The organism is Sphingomicrobium arenosum, from assembly GCF_026157085.1.
Lineage (GTDB): Bacteria > Pseudomonadota > Alphaproteobacteria > Sphingomonadales > Sphingomonadaceae > Sphingomicrobium > Sphingomicrobium arenosum.
Genome location: NZ_JANPVN010000001.1, coordinates 2,249,273 through 2,267,964 on the forward strand (window position 1 = coordinate 2,249,273; position 18,692 = coordinate 2,267,964).

Here is an 18,692-nt window from a genome sequence, read left to right on the forward strand (position 1 = left end):
GTGAATCGTGGGGGGATCAAGTCATGGCGTTCCTGTTTTTCGATGAGCATCTCGGGACAGCGGTTCCGGCAGGCGAGGCGCGGTTCGACGCGGCGCGGATCACCGTGCGCGACCTCATTCGCGCCAGGGTCGAGCTCGAACTCGAAAAAATGCGCGATCACAGCCAGTCGGCAAACGGCCGCTTTGCGGGCAGCGCGGCGGAAGAAGCGCTGAACGGCCCGCGCCTGTTCGGCGGCGGCGCCTCGGCCATCGCGCTGAGCGATCCGGACGCCTGCATCCGCGATGCCGAAAAGGCGTTCGAGCTCGGCCGCTACTATCTCTTCCTCGGCGATGAACAGGCCGAGGATCTCGATGCACTGATCGATCTCGACAAGACGGGCGAGGCGACCTTCGTCCTGCTCACCCCGCTCCAGGGAGGCTGACCCTCATGTTCCGCAAGATCTTCGGTCTCGGCCCGCGCGCCGAGCGTGTCGAAACGCCTGCACCCGGTCGCCCCGTGTTCGGACGCAAGGTCGGCGGCGACGCCGCACCGCGATCGCGCGCCGAACGCGTCAGCGCCAACCCGACGCCGCGCCCGCTGCGCGTGCCGGCACCACACAGCAAGCTGATGGACGGGGTGATCGCCGAATTCGAACGCGATTCGGGCGGGTCCGAGCGCATGCATGTGCGCCGCAACGAGGTCAGCCGGATGCTGCTCGACGGGACCGATCCGCTCGATGTCTACGAAGAGCTCGTCCTCGGGACGACGCAATTGTTCGGCAAGCAGCGCGACCATTATGTCCAGAATGGCGTGCTGCAGGTCGTCTACAACGTGAAGAAGGAAGCGGTCCCGGCCTTTTCGCGCTGGGCTCCCGATGCGAGCCGGGTCGCGCGGATGCTGGTCGCGCTGCTCCCTGTCTATGCCCAGATTCCGCTGCAGGCTTCGCGCTATGACGAGGTGCTCGACTTTCTCGTCCGCCGCGCCGCCACGCTGGGCGAGCCCGCGTTGCGCGGCAATCTGATCCTCTTCTTCGACGCCATCGTGCAGGCCAAGGACAATGGCCAGGTGGCGAACCGCAAGAAGGTCGACGAATATCTGCCGCTCCTCGGCATGGTCGAGGAGGATGTGCCGACCCTCGCAAAATGGAAGGCGCAGCGCCCGCAGTTCAAGGCCGAGCGCGAGGCGCTGGTCGCCTTTGGCGGCGATATCATCGGCCCCGCGATCGGCGACCTGTTCACCGGCATCCACCTCAGCCAAAAGCGCGATGCGACCCCGGCGGTGCAGGCGCTCTACGATGCCAGCCCCGCCGTGCATGGCGAGGCCTTGGACAAGCTGCTCTCGATCAGCTGGAACGGGCGGACCTACGATCCGAAGAAGCATCTCGCCATGCGCGACGGCTTCGGCGCGCATGAACTTTACGAGCCGATGGTCGCCACCCCGCCTTTCGCGACGCTCATCCTCCAGCTCGCCATGCTCAAGCATGAGCTCGCTGACGCGGACGATGTCCACGCCCGCCTTCTCGGCCTGATGAAAGCAGTCCTGCCGCGCACGCGCGAGACCAATCGCAACCTGCTGAAGAAATTCCTCAAGACCGTCGCCGCCCATCCGCAGGGCCGCACCCGCAAGGCGCTGGAGGCCCTGATCGAGTGTCCGCAATATGCCGCGTGGAAAGGCGATCTCGTCAAGACGCTCCGCGATGCCAGCCAGAATGCCGAAACCATCGTGCAGGCCGAACTGCCGCCGCTCGCCATGCCCGAAATCGACATCTTCGAATTTAATGCCGCGCAGACGCTCGAACGGCTGTTCGGCGATTATTTCGACGTGCGCCTGCATCGCGGCGACCATCGCGATTTCCTCGCCGCCGGGGCCGAGGTGCACCAGCTGATCGAGGCGGGCGACCGCCCCGCCGCGAAGGAAAAGCTCAAGCAGATGGCCAGGCGCGGCTGGATCAAGGGCGCGCGCTCGACCAACTGGCTGGTGCCCGATTTCGGCGTCTATGTGACTGAGACCTTCAAGACCATCGCCAGCTTCCACGAGCAATTCTCGCGTGTCGCGCCGATCGCGGCGCTGGGCGGCGAGATCCCGATGCGGCTGCAGGGGCTGGCCGCCCAGATCGCCAACAAGAGCGCCCCGACCAAGGCGTGGATGAAGGAAGCCAAGGCGATGGTCGCGCTCGCGCCCAAGGACGCGTGGGTCGCCGCGATCGCCGCCATGCTCGACGGCGAGACGCCGCACCGGACGCTCTATGGTGACAATCAGTTCGGCTCGCTGCGCACGCTTCTCTATGTCGCGAGCCTGCTGCCCGCCGACGACATGGGGCCTGTGCTGACCGATTATGCGCTGAAGCGTTGCTACGTCTCGAAGCGCTTCGTCGGGATGGCGAACGAAAAGCTCGGAAATGCCTGCGTCTGGGCGCTGGCCGAGATGGACGGGGGCATCCCCTATCTCGCGCGCATCCTGTCGCGCACCAAATATCCCAAGATCCGCAAGATGGTCGACAAGAAGCTCGATGCCGCCGCGACCAAGGCGGGCATGAGCCGCGCCGACTTGGACGAGGCCACGGTGCCGACCCACGGGCTGGCCGAGGACGGCACGCGCACCGACGAGCTGCCGGGCGGCGAGGCGGTGCTGGCGCTCGAAGGCCGCAAGGTCGTCATCCGCTGGGTGGGCGAGGCGGGCAAGCAGCTCAAATCGCCCTCGACCGCGATGAAAGAGGACAAGGCGGCGATCAAGGAGGTGCGCGCCGACGCCAAGGAGATCGAAAAGGATCTCGCCGCGCAGGCCCACCGCCTCCAGCGCCTTTATCTCGACGACCGGTCGTGGACGAGCGCGCAATGGACCGAGGCCTATCGCGACCATCCGCTGATGCGTCCGATGGTGAAGCATCTCGTCTGGTGGGTTGAGGCCGATGGCCAGCGCACCGCCGCCATGCCCGATGGCGACGGCGGAGCCTTACGCGACGCGGCGGGCGAACCCGTGGCGCTGCCCGACGAGGCGACCATCCGCCTGTGGCACCCGATCGACGCCGAGGTCGCCGAGGTCGAGGCGTGGCGCGACCGGCTCGAGGAAGGCGAGATCACGCAAGCCTTCGCGCAGGTCTGGCGCGAGGTCTACGCGCTGACCGACGCCGAGCGCACCACGCGCACCTATTCGAACCGCTGGGCCGCGCATATCCTCAGGCAGGGGCAGGCAATGACGCTTGCGAACCTCAACGGCTGGACGACGACGCGGCGCATGGGCTTCGACATGCCCAATGACGACCCGTGGCACCTCCATCTGCCCGCGCACAATCTCAACGCCGAATATTGGGTCGAGGGCGCGGGCGGGCGCGACGATATCCAGGCCAGCGAGAGCGGCGCCTATCTCTATCTCTCGACCGACCGCGTAGTCTTCCACCGTGTCGCCGAGGATGCGACCGACAGCGCGGCCGGCCCGCCGAGCCTCGATGAAGTGCCCCTGGAAGACGTGCCACCCGTCATCTTCTCGGAGGTCATGCGGACCTGCGACCTGATGACCTCGGTGACCTCGATCGCCGCCGATCCCGCCTGGCTCGACCGCGGCGCCGATGTCGCACATCCGACCCAGTGGGGCAATGTCGCCGAAACCTATTGGCGCCGCGTCAACGAGGGTGAATTGTCCGAAGGCGCCAAGCGCCGCCGCGCCATGCTCGAACGGCTCATCCCAAAGCTGCGTTTTGCCAAGAAGCTCGAATTGACCGACCGGACCCTCAAGGTCACCGGCACCCGCCACGTCTACGACATCCACCTCACCTCGGGCGCGGCGAGCCGGAGCGGGCGGCATATCTGCATCGTCCCCAAGACCGAAGCAGGCAGCCGCCTGTGGCTACCGTTCGAGGGCGATCGCACATTGTCGATCATCATCTCCAAGGCGCAGCTTCTGGTGAATGACGACAAGATCACCGACCCGGTGATCCTCGGCCAGATCTGACGGGGTTGGCAGGACGGGCGCGCTTGCTAAGAAGCGCGTCCTTCCCGACTTGCTCGAAAGTCCGATCGATGCGTTTTCTCCCGCTGCTTGCCGCCCTGTTTCTTGCCGTTCCCGCTGCCGCGCAGGACCGCGAGGAAACGGTCATGGCCGGCGAGCGCTACGCCCGGCTTTACCACTGGGACCCGGCAGGCGAGCCGGTCGGCACGATCCTGTTCGGTCATGGCCACGGCAGCCATCCGGCGCGCTATGACGCGCTCCTGTCGGGCTGGCGCGATGCCGGGTGGCACGTCGTCGCGGCGCTCCATGTCGACAGCCTCGCCCATCCGGCGCGCGCCGATTACGACCTCCAGTCGGCTTTCATGGCGCGGATGGAGACGATGCAGGCGCTGCGCCAGCGGATCGCCTTGCAGTCGCCTGACGCGCCCATGGTCCTGGCCGGGCACAGCTTTGGCAGCTTCATGGCGCTCCTCGGCGCGGGCGCGCAGACGCGCTTCGGCCCGCCGCTCGAGGGGCCGCCGGTGGCCGGGGTCATTGCTTTCTCGACCGCCGGGCTGATGCCGCAGGTCATCGCCGAGGACGCCTATGCGGGGCTCGATGTCCCGCTGCTGCTCATCACCGGCACCGCCGATGCCGACCCCGCCTATGCGCCGCGCTGGACCGACCATCGCCTCGCCTTCGACACCGCATCGCCGGGCGACAAGATGCTGGTCGTCGCGGACGGCGGCCATGATCTTGCCGCGATGGACCAGCCGGTGGCGCCGACGCTCGCCACCTTCACCCGCCTGTTTCTCGCCGCGCACGGCCGGGGTGATGAGGGCGCCGCGGCGCTTCTCGAGGAACTCGGGAGCAGCGCGCGCATCGCCATCGAACGGCGATAACCGCCGTTGAACGCACATCATTATGCCGAGATCGCCGAGGATCCGCGCCAAAGCAATTGCGCGGTGCTGCGCGAGCGCACGACCGGTTCGCGCCTGTGCAAGAATTGGGCGATGGGCTTCAAGCGTTCCGACAGCCCCGAGGCAGCCAATGACGACGAGGCGGTCCGCGCGCTCGTCGGCGCCATCGAGGACGTCGACATCCAGGCCCAGTTCCGCGGCTTCCTCGCCACCAACTAAAGCCCGTTCGGGCCCTTTACGGAACGAAACACACCTGCCACCCCTTCTCAGGCCACACAGCTTGGGAAGGGGTTTTCATGCCATCAGGTCTTGTCGCATTGCTCGATGATGTCGCGATGATCGCGCGCGCCGCTGCCGCCAGCGTCGACGATGTCGCGGTCGCGGCGGGCAAGGCGGGCTCCAAGACCGCGGGGGTCATCATCGACGATGCCGCCGTCACCCCGCGCTATGTCACCGGCCTGGATCCCAGCCGCGAATTGCCGATCATCGGCAAGATCACGTTGGGGAGCCTCAAGAACAAGCTCGTTTTCCTGCTGCCCGCCGCCTTGCTGCTCAGCGAATTCGCGCCCTTCCTGATCATCCCCATCCTGATGCTCGGCGGCGGTTTCCTCGCTTTCGAGGCTACCGAAAAGATCATCGAAGCGATCACCGGCGACCATCATGGCGAGGCCACGCTGGCGGCCGCCGAGACACCCGAGGAACTCGAAAAGCGCCAGGTGTCGGGCGCGGTGCGCACCGATCTCATCCTGTCCGCCGAGATCATGGCGATCACGTTGAACGAGCTGACCGCCAGCGGGCTGGTCGACAATCTGTGGATGCGCGCCGGCGCGCTCGCCATCGTCGCGGTGGCGGTCACGCTGGTCGTCTATGGCGCCGTCGCGATCATCGTGAAGCTCGACGACATCGGCCTTCATCTCGCCCGCAAGGAAGGCGTTGCGAAGCGCTTCGGCAAGGCGCTCATCGCCTTCGTGCCCAAATTGTTGAAGGCGCTGTCCGTCATCGGTACCGCCGCCATGCTTTGGGTCGGCGGCTCGATCCTCCTACATGGCTTCCACGAATTGCACGTTCTGGATTTCCTCTACGAATGGAATCACGACGCGGCGGTCGCGGTCGCGGGCGACAATGGAGCAGGCGTGTGGATCATGGAAACGCTGGGCGCGGCGCTCACCGGGCTCGTTTTCGGCTTCCTCATCGTCCAGGTCGTCACCCGCCTGTTCGGCCATCACCCGCTTCACGGCGGGGGCGAGCCCGTCAAGGATGCAAAGGCGGCTCACTGATGCACGCGCTCGCGGTCTTCCTCGGCGGCGGGCTGGGCGCGCTGGCGCGTTATGGCGTGGGCAAGTGGACGCTCGCCTGGTTCGGCAGCGGCTTTCCCGTGGGTACGCTGGCCGTGAATATCGTCGGCAGCCTGATGATCGGCCTAGCGGTCGGGGCCTTGGAAGGCGTCGGCCAGCCCGCCAAGCTCTTCTTCGTCACCGGACTGCTCGGCGGCTTCACCACCTTTTCGGCCTTCAGCGTCGACACGCTCACGCTTTGGCAACGGGGCGAGGCGAGCACCGCGCTCGCCTATGTCGCCGCCTCGCTGATCCTCTCGCTCGGCGCTTGCTGGGCCGGCTGGGCACTCGCCCGCTAGAGCTGGAAGACGTCGCCGAGGATGGTGCCTTCCTCCTCGTCGAGCCGCCCCGGATTGGGGCTGTCATAGACTACCAGCAACCGCCCATCTTCCGGGTCGCCGACCCAGTCGATCCCCTCGGGGTGGTCGGCGCCCACCTTGACCGGAATATCGATCAGCCGCTCGGGGCAATGGACGCGCAATTTCTCGTCATGCTCGGGCGGACAGTCGGCCCAGCCTTCCCACTTGTAGAGCACGCAGCGCCCGTCGAGATCGCCCACCGGCCCGGCGAGAATATACAGATCGCGCCCGCGCGTGCACAGGTCGCGAACACCCAGCCCGCCCAGTTCGACCAGCCGGATGCGCAGCGGCTGGTGCAAATGGAGGCGCCCTGATTTCTTGAACTTGAAGCAGGGCTCGACCAGCACTGCATAGGTCTGGATCACCGGCCCGCGCAGCCCCAGTGCCACCCGCTCCTCGCCCGCCGCGGCGATGCCCTCGATGTCGATCCCGCCTTCCTTGGCGGCCATCGAACAGGCGGGGCCGAGCAGCCGGTTCTCGCACAACAGACGGCGCAGCTTGGAGCCATTGGCACCCGATTGCTTGATCAGTCCCGCGCGGCGCTCGCCGTCGTTGCGGACCGGTTTCACATGGCCGTCCATGTCAGGGACGAGCGGGATACGCGCCAGCACACAGCGCGCCCGCGTATCCTTGAGATCGCCCACCTTGGCGATGTCGATGCGCCCGTCCTCGTCGGCATCATCCTTTGGGTCGGGCCGGGTGCGGCTGTGGCTGCCCGTCACCCACAGCCAATCGTCGGCGACCGCCAGCCCCTCGATATCCATCTCCTCGCCGCCGCGAACCATGTCGAGATAGTCGGACAGCTCGAAGCGGCGATGGTCGCCCGCCTCGCCGTCGTCGCCGAGGATCAGGCGCTCGACCGAATGACATTCGTCCCCGGCGACGAAGATCGCTCGGCCATGGGTGGCACAGGCCGACAGGTCGAAGATCGGATGCTCGCCATTCTCCGCCGGATCGCCCTTGAAGCGCAGCCTGAGCTGGCCGACGGGCTCTGCCGGGGCGGGGGGATCGGGGGCGTCGAAGGTCTGGGGATCGAGCAGCTTCATGCCCCGATCAACCGCGGTGGAGCGAGCCCCGTTCCCTAATCGTCGAAGTGAAGGCGGCGATAGCGGCCCTTGTAATAGAGCAGCGGATCGGGTCCCTCCTCGAAGCGCGCCCGTTCGACCCGCCCGACGAGGATCCAGTGATCGCCGCCGTCATGCACCGCATGCGCGGCACATTCGAACATGGCGAGGCTGCCGGTCAGGAGCGGCGCGCCGCCCAGGCCCTCTTCCCACTGCGTCTTGCCGAAGCGGTCGCCCGCCGGGGTCGAGAAGGTGATCGACGCCGGACGCTGCTCGGTGCGCAGGACATTGACCGCGAAATGATCGGCGTTGCGCAGCGGATCGGCGCTGGTCGTCACCTTGGCCGGGCACACGATCAGCAGCGGCGGATCGAGGCTCAGCGAGGTGAAGCTGTTGGCGGTCAGCCCATGCGGTTCGCCATCGGCGTCGCGGCAGGTGACCACGGTGACGCCGGTCGCGAAACTGCCAAACGCATCGCGAAGGATGCGCGGGTCTCCGTCTTCCTCAAATGTGCGCCATCCGCTCATCCTCTGCCGCATAGCGAGGCGCTTGCCCCGCGCCAAGGCTTGCGAGGTCATCGAGCGTCAGGTCGCCGAGCAGCGCGCAACTGTCCTCGACGCTGTCCGAGAGGAAATAGAGCGGCTGGAAGCGGTCCGAGCGATAGGCGGTGTTCGCCGCGTCCTTCAGGGTAAAGCGCGGGCGCGGCAGGTCGGCGACCAGTGCGTGCTCGGCTTCGCCAAAGGACGACGCCAGCCCCGCGCCCCACAGCTTCAACCGTCCCTCCTCGCGCGCCAGCCCGAATTCGATGGTGTGCCAATAAAGGCGGCTCATTTCCTCGCCGAGCCCGCTCGCGCAGGCTGCCTGTCCCAGATGCCCCATCGCCTCCATCGCATCGGCGACCGGCTGGTAGGCGAGCAGCGGCACATGGCCGAAGATATCGTGGAAGCAATCGGGCTCCTCGAGATAATCGAGATGCCGCCCGTCGCGGATGAAATTGCCGATCGGGAAGCGCTTGTCGGCCAGCATGGCGAAAAAGGCGTCGTCGGGGACGATCCCCTCGACGGGCACCAGCCGCCAGCCCGACTGGCCCTCGAGCCGGTCGCTGAGGCGCTCCAGCCGGGGGATGCCGGGTTCCTGTAGGCCCAGCCGCACGATGCCGCCGATGAAGGCGTGGACGAAATCGCCGCGATGCCGCGCCATCTGCCGTTCGAACAGGCGGTCCCAAGTGGCATGGTCGGCGGGCATGAAGCGCGCCCAATTTTCCGGCACGAGATAGGCGCGCCAGTCGACCTTGGGTGCCTTGTTCCGGGCAATCGGGGACTGAAACATGATCTCGTGCCTTCCTTCGCTGATCCCAAACACAAAAAACCCGCCGAGGCTGGAGCCTGGCGGGCGGTGGTTTCGGGATGATGTCTTCTAGATGATCAAACCGTCTCCACCGCGCGCCCGGCAATATAGGTCGCTCGCACCGTGAGGTACGCGACCGACATGCAGGGAAGGGCGGCGAATTTGGTCATCAGGCGCTTACCATGACCTAGCTTGATCCATGTTGCAAGTGCGAATGTCGGTATGGAGACGGTTCACTGCAGCAAGGCGTCGATCGCGGCGGCCAGCTTCTCGTCCTTCTCGGTGATGCTGTTGCCCGCATCATGCGTCGTCAGCCGCAGCGTCACGCGGTTCCAGACATTGTGGATCTCGGGATGATGCCCGTGGCGCTCGGCGAGAAGCGCGACGCGGGTGAGGAAGGCGAAGGCTTCCGAAAAATCCTCGAAGGCGAAGGTGCGGACCAGGGCATCCTCGCGCTGGTGCCAGTCGTTGCTGTACATGGACACCGAGCCTAGCGGGTTGCGCGGCCTGCGCAAGCTCGGCACATGGGCCGTCCAGAGGCGGCGAGACAGGAGACTTCATGACCGACGCTTTCATCTGCGATGCCATCCGCACCCCCATCGGCCGTTTCGGTGGGGCGCTGTCGAGCGTGCGCGCCGACGATCTTGCCGCCGTGCCGCTGGCTGCGCTGAAGGCGCGCAATGCGGGTGTCGACTGGGCGATGCTCGACGATGTCATCATGGGCTGCGCCAACCAGGCGGGCGAGGACAATCGCAACGTGGCGCGCATGGCGGCGCTGCTGGCCGGGCTCGGCGACACCGCGCCCGGCACGACCGTCAACCGCCTGTGCGGCTCGGGGCTGGACTGCGTCTCGATGGCCGCGCGGTCGATCAAGGCGGGCGAGGCCGATCTGATCATCGCCGGCGGCGTCGAATCGATGAGCCGTGCGCCCTTCGTCATGCCCAAGGCGGAAAGCGCCTTCTCGCGCAACAGTGCCGTCTATGACACGACCATCGGCTGGCGATTCGTCAACAAGCGGCTACAGGCCGAATATGGCATCGACTCGATGCCCGAGACCGCCGAAAATGTCGCCGAGCAATATGGCGTGAGCCGCGAGGACCAGGACGCCTTCGCGCACGAAAGCCAGGTCCGCGCCGCCCGCGCGCAGGAGAGCGGGCGGCTCGCCGCCGAGATCGTCGGAGTGGCGATCCCGCAACGCAAGGGCGATCCTCTGCTCGTCGAGGTCGACGAACATCCGCGGCTGTCGAGCGTCGAGGTGCTGTCAAACTTGCGCCCCATCGTGAAGCCCGATGGCACCGTCACGGCGGGCAATGCGAGCGGGGTCAATGACGGCGCCGCCGCGCTGATCATTGCCTCGGAAGCCGCCGTGAAGCGGCATGGGCTGACGCCGCGAGCGCGGGTGCTGGGCGGGACGGTGGCAGGCGTGCCGCCGCGCATCATGGGGATCGGCCCGGCACCGGCGAGCGCGAAATTGATGGAGCGGCTCGGGCTGCATATCGACGATTTCGGCGTGATCGAACTCAATGAGGCCTTTGCGGCGCAGGGGCTCGCGGTGATGCGCGAGCTTGGGCTTGCCGACGATGCGCCGCACGTCAATCCCAATGGCGGGGCCATCGCGCTCGGCCATCCGCTCGGCATGAGCGGGGCGCGGCTCGCGCTTACCGCGGCCGAGGAATTGCAGCGCTCGGGTGCCGAAAAGGCGCTCGCCACCATGTGCATCGGCGTGGGGCAGGGCATCGCGCTGGCGCTCGAGCGGGTGTGACCTTGGACCAAGACGCCATCCTCGCGGTGCTGGCGCAGGTGCCCGATCCCGAGATCCCTGCGGTCTCGGTGCTCGACCTCGGCATCGTTCGCGGGCTCGAGGAAGTTGGCGACAGGGTCAAGGTGATCATCACCCCCACATATTCGGGCTGTCCCGCCACCGTCGCTATTGAGGAAGCGGTTCGCGCCGCGCTCGATGCCAACGGTCTTCGCGACGTCGTCATCGAGAACCGTCTCGTGCCGCCCTGGTCGACCGACATGATCAGCGCGGAGGGCCATGCCAAGTTGAAAGCCTATGGCATCGCGCCGCCGACCCGATCCGACGAGGTCGAATGCCCCCAATGCGGTTCGATGAACACGAGGGAAATTAGCCGCTTCGGTTCGACGCCCTGCAAGGCGCAGTGGCAGTGCAAGGACTGTCTCGAGCCCTTCGATCGGTTCAAATGCCACTAGGGCGGCGATCTTCGAGATGAGCGGACCGACCGCCTTTCTCGTCGCCATGCTGGCGATCTACACGCTACCGTGGCTGGCGTGGCGGGCGCTGGGACGGCGCAGCTGGGCGCCGCTGGTGGTGGTGCAGATCGTCGGCGGGGTGCTCGCCGGGCCGGCGCTCCTGGGCGCGGTGGTGCCGGGCGTTCATGAGGCGGTCTTCACGCCGCAGGTGCTGGGCACGCTGGGCGGGATCGCCAGCTGGGCGGTGATGCTGTTCGTCTTTGTCGCGGGATTGGAGCTCGACCTGCCCGACGCCTGGGCCAAGCGGCGCGATACGGGCACGACGGCAGGGCTGGCGCTGCTGGTGCCCTTCCTGCTGGGCGCAGGGGCCGCCATGCTGGTCATGCGCGATCCCTTGTGGATGGGGGACAATGCGGCGCGCTGGCAGTTCCTGCTCGGTATCGGGCTGGCCTGCTCGGTCACCGCGCTGCCTATCCTCCTGCTCTTCCTCGAGAAACTCGGGATCCTGCGCTCGCCGCTCGGGCAGCGGGTGTTGCGTTATGCCAGCCTCGACGACCTCGTCGTCTGGGCTCTCCTCGCGCTCATCCTCGTCGATACCGAGATGCTGGGGCGCCAAGCGGTGTTCGCCGGGCTGTTCGTCGCAGCGACGCTGGCGGCGCGGCGGCTGTTCGCCGGCCTTGGCGAGAAGGACCGGGCGCCGGTGGCGCTCATCTGGCTGCTCATCACTGCCTTGGGCGCCGACTGGGCGGGGCTTCACTATATGGTCGGCGCCTTCCTCGCCGGCGCGGTGCTCGAGGCCGAATGGTTCGGCATTTCGGTAATCGATGAATGGCGCGACCGCATCCTGACGCTCCTCATGCCGGTCTTCTTCCTTTCAACGGGTCTCAGGACACGCTGGGAAATGGGCGGTCTCGACGTGGTGCTGGTGGCCGGCGCGCTCCTCGTCGCGGCGGTGGCGGGCAAGCGGCTGGGGGTCATGCTGGCGGGACGGATGCTCGGCTGGCGAGAAGGCGAGGCGCGGCTGGTCGGCTGGCTCCTTCAGACCAAGGCGCTGATCATGATCATCTTCGCCAACATCCTCCTCGATCGCGGCGTGATCAGCTCGACCGCCTTCACCGCGCTCCTCCTGATGACGGTGGCCTCGACGATGCTGGCCATGCCGATGGCTGAGCGGGCCTTGAAGCGGACTGGCTGACCCTCGATCCTGTTGGACGAAATCGGGGGCCTGTCCACTTCATCCACTTCGGGAACTTCAGGGGCGGCTGAGAAGAAAGAGCGCGGTCACCTTACCGCCAACCGGCCCTGTAGGACAGCGCTGTCACCGCCCGCTCAACCGCCGCATTGGGCACGGTGGAGAAGCAAATGGTCGGCCAGCACCAGCGCCATCATCGCCTCGGCGACGGGTGCGCCGCGAATGCCGACGCAGGGGTCGTGGCGCCCGCGCGTCGCGGCGTCGACTTCCTCGCCCTGCCGGTTGATGCTGGGGACGGGGGTGCGGATCGAACTGGTCGGCTTGAACGCCATGCGGACGACGACGTCCTGACCGGTGGAAATGCCGCCCGCCACGCCGCCACTATGGTTGGCGGTGAAGGCGGGCCGGCCGTCCTCGCTCTTGCGCATGGGATCGGCATTCTCGCTGCCTTGCAGCGCCGCGCTTGCCATGCCGCTGCCGATCTCCACGCCCTTCACGGCAGGGATCGACATCATGGCGCCCGCCAGCGCGGCGTCCAGTTTGGCATAGACGGGGGCGCCCCAGCCGGCGGGGACGCCGGTTGCCACGCATTCGACCATCGCGCCAAGGCTATCCCCATCGGTTCGTGCTTGATCGAGCATATCTTCCCATCTGGCACTATTGGCTTCGCCGCCGATGGCGGCGACTCTCGCGGAGATGGCGACATCGGGGATGATCAGCCGGGCGATGGCCCCGCCTGCGACGCGGATCGCGGTTTCGCGCGCCGACGCGCGCCCGCCGCCGCGGGGGTCGCGAAAGCCATATTTGGCGTCATAGCTGTAATCCGCATGGCCGGGGCGATAGGGCGCCTTGGCCAGCTCTTCGGGGGCCGGATAGTCCTTCGAGCGCGCATCGACATTGTCGATCATGAAGGCGATCGGCGTGCCGGTGGTGCGGCCCTCGTAGAGCCCGGACATAAGGCGGACCCGGTCGGGTTCCTGCCGCGGGGTGACGTTGCGCCCGGTGCCGGGGCGACGCTGGTCGAGGAAGGCCTGGATATGCGCTTCATCGAGCAAGAGCCCCGGGGGACAGCCGTCGATCATGCCGCCGATGGCGGGACCGTGGCTCTCGCCCCAGGTCGACAGGCGGAAGAGAAGGCCGAAATGGTTGACGCTCATCGCGTCGAGATCCCGCCGCCGAGGCTCCGCACGAGCGCGGTGAAATCGGGGAAGCTGGTGGCGATGGGTTCGGCATTGTCGACCGTGATCGCCCCCTTGGCGGCGAGGCCGAGGGTGAGGAAGGCCATGGCGATGCGATGATCGTGGCGGGTCGAGACCATACGCCCGCCCATGACCTCGCCCTTGCCGATGATGCGCAAACTGTCCTCTGTGGCAAAGGCGGTGACGCCGTTGGCGGTGAGGCCCGCGGCGACCGCGCCGATGCGGTCGCTTTCCTTGACGCGCAATTCGCCGATCCCCTCGAACAGGCTTTCGCCATCGGCCATGGCGGCGACGCAGGCGAGCATGGGGATTTCGTCGATCATCGAGGGGACCTCGTCGGGGGTCACGTGCACGGGCTCCAATCGGTCGTGTGCGACGGTGACGTCGCCGACCGGTTCGCCCGAGCGCAGGACGTGATTGTCGAGGCTGACCGCCGCGCCCATTTCCTCGAGCTTCTCGATAAAGCCGGTGCGCGTGCCGTTGACGAGGACGCCGCGCGTGGTGACCTTGGCGCCGGGGATCATGGCCGCGGCGGCCCAGAGGAAGGCGGCCGAGGACGGATCGCCGGGGATGCTGAGGTCGGTGGCGCTCAGCGCGCGCTGCTCGCCGAGCGAGATGGCGATGCCCTCCTCCACTTCCTCGACCCCGCCCTCGACGCCGAACTGGGCGAGCATAATCTCGGTATGATCGCGGCTGGGGCGCGGTTCGACGATGCGGACCGGCGCTTGGGTGCGAAGGCCCGCGAGGAGGATCGCCGATTTCACCTGCGCCGAGGCGACGGGACTGGCAAAATCGATGCCGCCCAGCCGCGCACCGATGAGGTCGAGCGGCAGCGTGTCGCCGCCCTCGAAGCTGGCACCCATGCGCCTGAGCGGCTGGGTGATGCGCTCCATCGGGCGCGAGGACAGGCTGTCGTCGCCGGTGAAGCTGGCGGCAAGTCCTTCGAACCCTGCGGCGGCTCCCATGAGGAGCCGCGCGCTGGTGCCGCTGTTGCCGCAGTCGATCGGCTCGGCGGGCGAGGTCCAGTCGCGCCCGGTAACGTGGACGACGCCGTCCACGTCGCGCTCGACATGGGCACCAAAGGCTTTGACGGCATTTTCGGTGGCGCGCACGTCGTCGCTGTCGAGAAGGCCGGTGATGCGGCTGGTGCCGCTGGCGAGCGCGGCGAGGATCAGCGCGCGGTGGCTGATCGACTTGTCGCCGGGAAGGTCGGTCTCGCCGCCGAAGCGGGGCGAGGGATGCGCGGTCAACGGGGTCACAGCGAACTTTCCAGATCGGTTACAAGTTGTAGGGCCTGATCGCCATTGAGGCGAGGGTCGCAGGCGGTGCGATAGGCCCGGCCAAGATCGGCGACGCCTTCCGGCCCGCCGCCGCCAAGGCATTCGGTCACGGCATCGGGGCTCATTTCGAGATGCACCCCGCCGGGTACGATGCCAGCCTCGCGGGCGAGGCGGAAGAAGGCGCGGGCCTCGGCGAGGATGCGGTCGTAGCGGCGCAATTTGCGGCCTTCGACCTTTTCGGTGTTGCCGTGCATGGGATCGACGATCCACGCCGCGCCGCGATTTCCGGCGGCGGCGAGCAGCGGGGGCAGCTTTGCCTCCACCTCGTCGGCACCGAGGCGGACGATGAGCGTGATGCGTCCGGGCGTGCGGCCGGGATCGAGCCGGTCGAGCAGCGCGGGCAGCGCCTCGGGGTCGAGCGAGGGACCGCATTTGATGCCGATCGGATTGGCGATACCCGACAGATAGGCGACATGCGCGCCGTCCAATTGCCGGGTGCGATCACCAAGCCAGAGGAAATGGCCCGAGGTCGCCCACCAGCGCCCGTCCGAATCGCGGCGGGTAAGCGCTTCTTCATAGGGCAGCAGCAATGCCTCGTGGCTGGTGTAGATGGGCGGCTGCCCGTGGCGCGCGGCGGCGAGCGTTGCGGCGGTGCCGACCGACTGGATATGCGCCTGGATCATGCGCGTCGGCTCGGCGGCGCGTTCGGGGCCGGAGAAGCCCTGGCCGTTGATGATGTCGCCGCGATAGGCGGGCAGGCTGGCGGCGCCGCGCGTCTCGGTCGGGGCCGAGCGCGGCTTGGCGAATTGCCCCGCGATGCGTGCCACGCGCAGGACGGGGCGCTCCGTGCGTGCCTCGATGGGCGCAGCCATGGCGTCGAACAGGCGCGCCAGATTGGCGACGCGCATGCCGATGGCATCGTCGAAATTCTCGGCGCAATCGCCGCCCTGGAGGAGGAAGCGCTTGCCCGCGGCGACCTCGGCGATGGCATGGGCGAGCTGCTGCGCCTCGGCCAGCGCGATGACGGGGGCGGCATCGCGCAAACGCGCCTCGACCGCCTCGAGCGCTGTCACGTCCGCATAGGCCGGCTGCTGCGCGGCGGGGGCGCGGCGCCAGTCGCCGGGCTGCCAGTCGGCGGGGGCAAGGGGGAGGTGCTGGTTCATGCTCGCTTTCTCCCTAGCCGAGCGGTGCGGGCGAGGAAAGCGCGGGGGATAGGGCTTGCGGGCAGGGGGCGCGGCGCGCACGGTCGAAGGCGAACCATCAAGCGGAGCGCAACCCATGACCGACATCCTGCATCACGATCCGGCGCGATTTACGGGGCTGCCCGACTACGCATTTGCCGACCGTTGGCAGGCGGTAGACGTCGGCGGCGGGCGCGAGGCGCGGATGCATTATGTCGACGAGGGACCGCGCGATGGGCCAGTGCTGCTATTGCTCCATGGCGAGCCGAGCTGGTCCTATCTCTATCGGCACATGATCTCGCCTCTGGCGGCGGCGGGGTGCCGGGTGGTGGCGCCCGACCTCATCGGCTTTGGCAAGTCGGACAAATTGGCGGATCAGGGGTCTTACAGCTACGCCGCGCATGCCGATTGGCTTGAGCAGTTCGTCGCGGCGTTGGGGCTGAAAGACATCGGGCTGTTCTGCCAGGACTGGGGCGGGCTGCTGGGCTTGCGGATGGTGGGAATGCAGCCGGAGCGATTCGCCTTCGTGGTGGCGTCGAACACCTTCCTGCCGGTCGGCAAGGGCGAACCTTCGCCCGCCTTTCTCGCATGGCGCGAATTTGCCGCGAGCCATCCGGGGTTCGAGATCGGGCGGATCATCCAGCGCGCCACGGTGCGCGAATTGAGCGAGGCCGAAGTCGCCGCCTATGACGCGCCTTTCCCCGACGAATCGCACAAGGCGGGCGCGCGGGCCTTTCCGGCGCTGGTGCCGATCAGCGAGGAGGATTCGGGCGCGGTCGACAATGTGCGCGCCTGGGACGGGCTGCGGCGGTTCGAGCGGCCGTTCCTGACGCTGTTCACCGATCAGGATCCGATCACCAAGGGCGGCGAGCAGTTTTTTCAGAAGATGGTGCCGGGCGCGGCGGGGCAGCCGCACCGCATCGTCGAGGGCGGCGGACATTTCTGCCAGGAGGATGTCCCCGAGGTCTTCGTCGCGGCGATGCTGGACCTCGCAGGGCGCGGCGGTTGAGATTCGATCAACTGCTGGGTTCCTGGACGCGGAAGATGATGTTGTCACCTGCATCGAACGTACCCCAAAGTCCGCCATCTGGTGCTCGCATAAGACCGGAGACCGGTCGGCGAAGCGTTGATGTATCATGGGGGCCGAAAGAATGAAGGACGTCATGTTCTCCAGTTTTCGAAAGGCGGAAAATCGTGCCGTTGTCGGACGTCCTATAAAAGCCTCCGCTAACCGTCGCGCCATATAGATATCCATCGGCACCTTCGACGAGATGCTCTCCAGGCGTATAACCCAACGTATGATCTAGTTCGCCATTGTCGTCGAGAATGAAACGGTGAATGAATTCCACTCGCCCATCGGTTGAGAATTTGTAGACTGTCCCGCAACCAAGTGTCCGACACGCTACGGAAGCGCCAAATGGTGTCGTGCCGTACATATAGCCGTCGCTAGCGACTATAAGAGGCCCTCGTGGCATCGTCCCTTGGGTTTGCGGGTCGCCAAAGTGATAGACTGTCTCAAATCCAGCCTTCGGGTCATAACGGAAGATCGTTCCGCATTCGCTCCCGTCCTGGGCATTGATGTCGCGACAATCGAGTTTGCCCCCCCTGGCTGTACCATACAACGCACCATCGGGTCCTTCGACGAGCGTTCCGTTGGGTTTGGTCGCAGCCATGGGATCGGAATCGCGTCCGAAGGCATGCACGACCTGATATTCGCCATCCTTTGACACGCGATAGATCGTCCCGCACCTCACCGACCCTTCGGGATGGCTGTCGCAGATGTTAGGACCGAAATTCGTTGTGCCATAAAGATAGCCGTCGCTATGTTCGACCAGCGAACCGATGGGTTGCCCCTCGTCGCCGCCGCCCTTGAATTCATGCAATACGGTGTAGCTACCCGCCGATGTAATGCGGAAGACGACCCCGCGATCATCTGCCCCACCGAATAACGTGGTGCCATAAAGCGCGCCATCGCTGCCTTCGATCAGATGCCCGTGATCGCGCCCATAAAAACCGTCCGCGCCAGAAAAGCGGTGCAGTCGCTCGACATTGCCTTCACGATCCATCCGAAAGATCATACCGCAGTCGCTGTTCATATAGCAGCCACCCGCGCCGCCGCGAGTCGCCATGCCGTAGACGTATCCGTCGTCGAGACCGAGCAAAGGTGTGTATAGACCCAACTGCCGGTTTTCCGAATCCAACCTCGGATCATAGAATTCGATCGCCATCTGCTCCGGTTGAGGATCGGGAGCGGGAGCAGGGGAGGGAGCCGGGGCGGGCCCTTGCGTTGGGGGTGGCACCGGCTTGGAAGTACCGCCACCACCACAACCCGAAAGGCCGAAAAGGATCGCCAAACACGAAACCAGCTTCAAATCGACACCCATGGACGCAACCCTACGCACTCTAATGACTGATAGCAGCCTAGGGTGCACAGCACACGCATGCAAAAGATCATTCGATGAACGCGTAACGTCCCCGAGGTCCGCGTCGAGGCGGTCCTCGACCTCGCGGGGCGCAGCGACTGAGCTTGGGGGAAGTGGCGGAGCGGGTGGGATTCGAACCCACGATACGGGGTTACCGTATACACACTTTCCAGGCGTGCGCCTTCGACCACTCGGCCACCGCTCCGCACGACTTGGGGCAGGTAGCGGGCAAGTGAGTTGGGCGCAAGGCTTGCGGGCGGCGGGGCGGGCTGCTT

General features: G+C 66.6%; 18 protein-coding genes and 1 tRNA gene. 10 read left to right on the top strand and 9 right to left on the bottom strand.

Features of this window, described 5'->3' with window-relative positions; genetic code table 11:
* The first annotated feature begins 23 nt into the window (after positions 1-23).
* From NUW51_RS11270 to crcB, 6 genes are all read left to right on the top strand, one after another.
* A complete protein-coding gene (locus NUW51_RS11270) occupies positions 24-422 on the top strand; it encodes a hypothetical protein (protein WP_265587614.1) in 399 nt (132 codons plus the stop codon).
* 5 nt (positions 423-427) lie between these two features.
* The gene (locus NUW51_RS11275) at positions 428-3,928 is read left to right on the top strand and encodes a DUF4132 domain-containing protein (protein ID WP_265587615.1); all 3,501 of its coding nucleotides are present in this window, start codon (positions 428-430) and stop codon (positions 3,926-3,928) included.
* A 68-nt stretch (positions 3,929-3,996) separates the two neighbouring features.
* Entirely contained in the window at positions 3,997-4,806 is an 810-nt protein-coding gene (locus NUW51_RS11280) for an alpha/beta hydrolase (RefSeq protein ID WP_265587616.1), read from the top strand.
* A 6-nt stretch (positions 4,807-4,812) separates the two neighbouring features.
* Entirely contained in the window at positions 4,813-5,043 is a 231-nt protein-coding gene (locus NUW51_RS11285; RefSeq protein WP_265587617.1) for a BLUF domain-containing protein, read from the top strand.
* Between the two features lie 77 nt (positions 5,044-5,120).
* A complete protein-coding gene (locus NUW51_RS11290; RefSeq protein ID WP_265587618.1) occupies positions 5,121-6,101 on the top strand; it encodes a DUF808 domain-containing protein in 981 nt (326 codons plus the stop codon).
* Entirely contained in the window at positions 6,101-6,457 is a 357-nt protein-coding gene (gene crcB, locus NUW51_RS11295) for a fluoride efflux transporter CrcB (protein ID WP_265587619.1), read from the top strand. Before NUW51_RS11290 ends, crcB begins: the two co-directional genes overlap by 1 nt.
* Here the strand turns inward: crcB and NUW51_RS11300 are convergent.
* From NUW51_RS11300 to NUW51_RS11315, 4 genes are all read right to left on the bottom strand, one after another.
* Positions 6,454-7,563: a DUF3616 domain-containing protein gene (locus NUW51_RS11300; RefSeq protein ID WP_265587620.1), complete on the bottom strand. Its 1,110-nt coding sequence runs from the start codon at positions 7,561-7,563 to the stop codon at positions 6,454-6,456. The genes crcB and NUW51_RS11300 overlap by 4 nt on opposite strands.
* Positions 7,564-7,598: 35 nt before the next feature.
* Positions 7,599-8,108, bottom strand: a complete 510-nt coding sequence (locus NUW51_RS11305; RefSeq protein WP_265587621.1) for a flavin reductase family protein — start codon at positions 8,106-8,108, stop codon at positions 7,599-7,601.
* Positions 8,086-8,910, bottom strand: coding sequence for a phenylalanine 4-monooxygenase (locus tag NUW51_RS11310; RefSeq protein WP_265587622.1), 825 nt, complete (start codon positions 8,908-8,910; stop codon positions 8,086-8,088). The genes NUW51_RS11305 and NUW51_RS11310 overlap by 23 nt, the downstream gene beginning before the upstream one ends.
* 251 nt (positions 8,911-9,161) lie before the next feature.
* The gene (locus NUW51_RS11315; RefSeq protein ID WP_265587623.1) at positions 9,162-9,407 is read right to left on the bottom strand and encodes a 4a-hydroxytetrahydrobiopterin dehydratase; all 246 of its coding nucleotides are present in this window, start codon (positions 9,405-9,407) and stop codon (positions 9,162-9,164) included.
* 80 nt (positions 9,408-9,487) lie between these two features.
* Here NUW51_RS11315 and pcaF point away from each other — a divergent pair, with 80 nt between their 5' ends.
* The 3 genes from pcaF to NUW51_RS11330 are packed head-to-tail and all read left to right on the top strand — an operon-like array spanning position 9,488 to position 12,337.
* On the top strand, positions 9,488-10,690 hold the full coding sequence (gene pcaF, locus NUW51_RS11320) for a 3-oxoadipyl-CoA thiolase (protein ID WP_265587624.1): 1,203 nt from the start codon (positions 9,488-9,490) through the stop codon (positions 10,688-10,690).
* A complete protein-coding gene (paaD, locus tag NUW51_RS11325) occupies positions 10,687-11,142 on the top strand; it encodes a 1,2-phenylacetyl-CoA epoxidase subunit PaaD (protein WP_407696342.1) in 456 nt (151 codons plus the stop codon). The genes pcaF and paaD overlap by 4 nt, the downstream gene beginning before the upstream one ends.
* Before the next feature lie 16 nt (positions 11,143-11,158).
* A complete protein-coding gene (locus NUW51_RS11330) occupies positions 11,159-12,337 on the top strand; it encodes a cation:proton antiporter (RefSeq protein WP_265587626.1) in 1,179 nt (392 codons plus the stop codon).
* A gap of 134 nt (positions 12,338-12,471) precedes the next feature.
* Here the strand turns inward: NUW51_RS11330 and NUW51_RS11335 are convergent, their stop codons facing one another.
* The 3 genes from NUW51_RS11335 to NUW51_RS11345 are packed head-to-tail and all read right to left on the bottom strand — an operon-like array spanning position 12,472 to position 15,976.
* Positions 12,472-13,491 (bottom strand): chorismate synthase, encoded by a 1,020-nt coding sequence (locus NUW51_RS11335; protein WP_265587627.1) that lies wholly within the window; start codon positions 13,489-13,491, stop codon positions 12,472-12,474.
* The gene (gene aroA, locus NUW51_RS11340) at positions 13,488-14,792 is read right to left on the bottom strand and encodes a 3-phosphoshikimate 1-carboxyvinyltransferase (protein ID WP_265587628.1); all 1,305 of its coding nucleotides are present in this window, start codon (positions 14,790-14,792) and stop codon (positions 13,488-13,490) included. Before aroA ends, NUW51_RS11335 begins: the two co-directional genes overlap by 4 nt.
* Positions 14,789-15,976 (bottom strand): 3-deoxy-7-phosphoheptulonate synthase, encoded by a 1,188-nt coding sequence (locus tag NUW51_RS11345; protein WP_265587629.1) that lies wholly within the window; start codon positions 15,974-15,976, stop codon positions 14,789-14,791. The genes aroA and NUW51_RS11345 overlap by 4 nt, the downstream gene beginning before the upstream one ends.
* A 115-nt stretch (positions 15,977-16,091) precedes the next feature.
* Here NUW51_RS11345 and NUW51_RS11350 point away from each other — a divergent pair, with 115 nt between their 5' ends.
* On the top strand, positions 16,092-17,003 hold the full coding sequence (locus tag NUW51_RS11350; protein WP_265587630.1) for a haloalkane dehalogenase: 912 nt from the start codon (positions 16,092-16,094) through the stop codon (positions 17,001-17,003).
* Between the two features lie 7 nt (positions 17,004-17,010).
* Here the strand turns inward: NUW51_RS11350 and NUW51_RS11355 are convergent, their stop codons facing one another.
* A complete protein-coding gene (locus tag NUW51_RS11355) occupies positions 17,011-18,378 on the bottom strand; it encodes a choice-of-anchor tandem repeat GloVer-containing protein (protein WP_265587631.1) in 1,368 nt (455 codons plus the stop codon).
* Between the two features lie 153 nt (positions 18,379-18,531).
* A tRNA-Ser gene (locus NUW51_RS11360) sits at positions 18,532-18,622 on the bottom strand.
* Between the last annotated feature and the right edge of the window lie 70 nt (positions 18,623-18,692).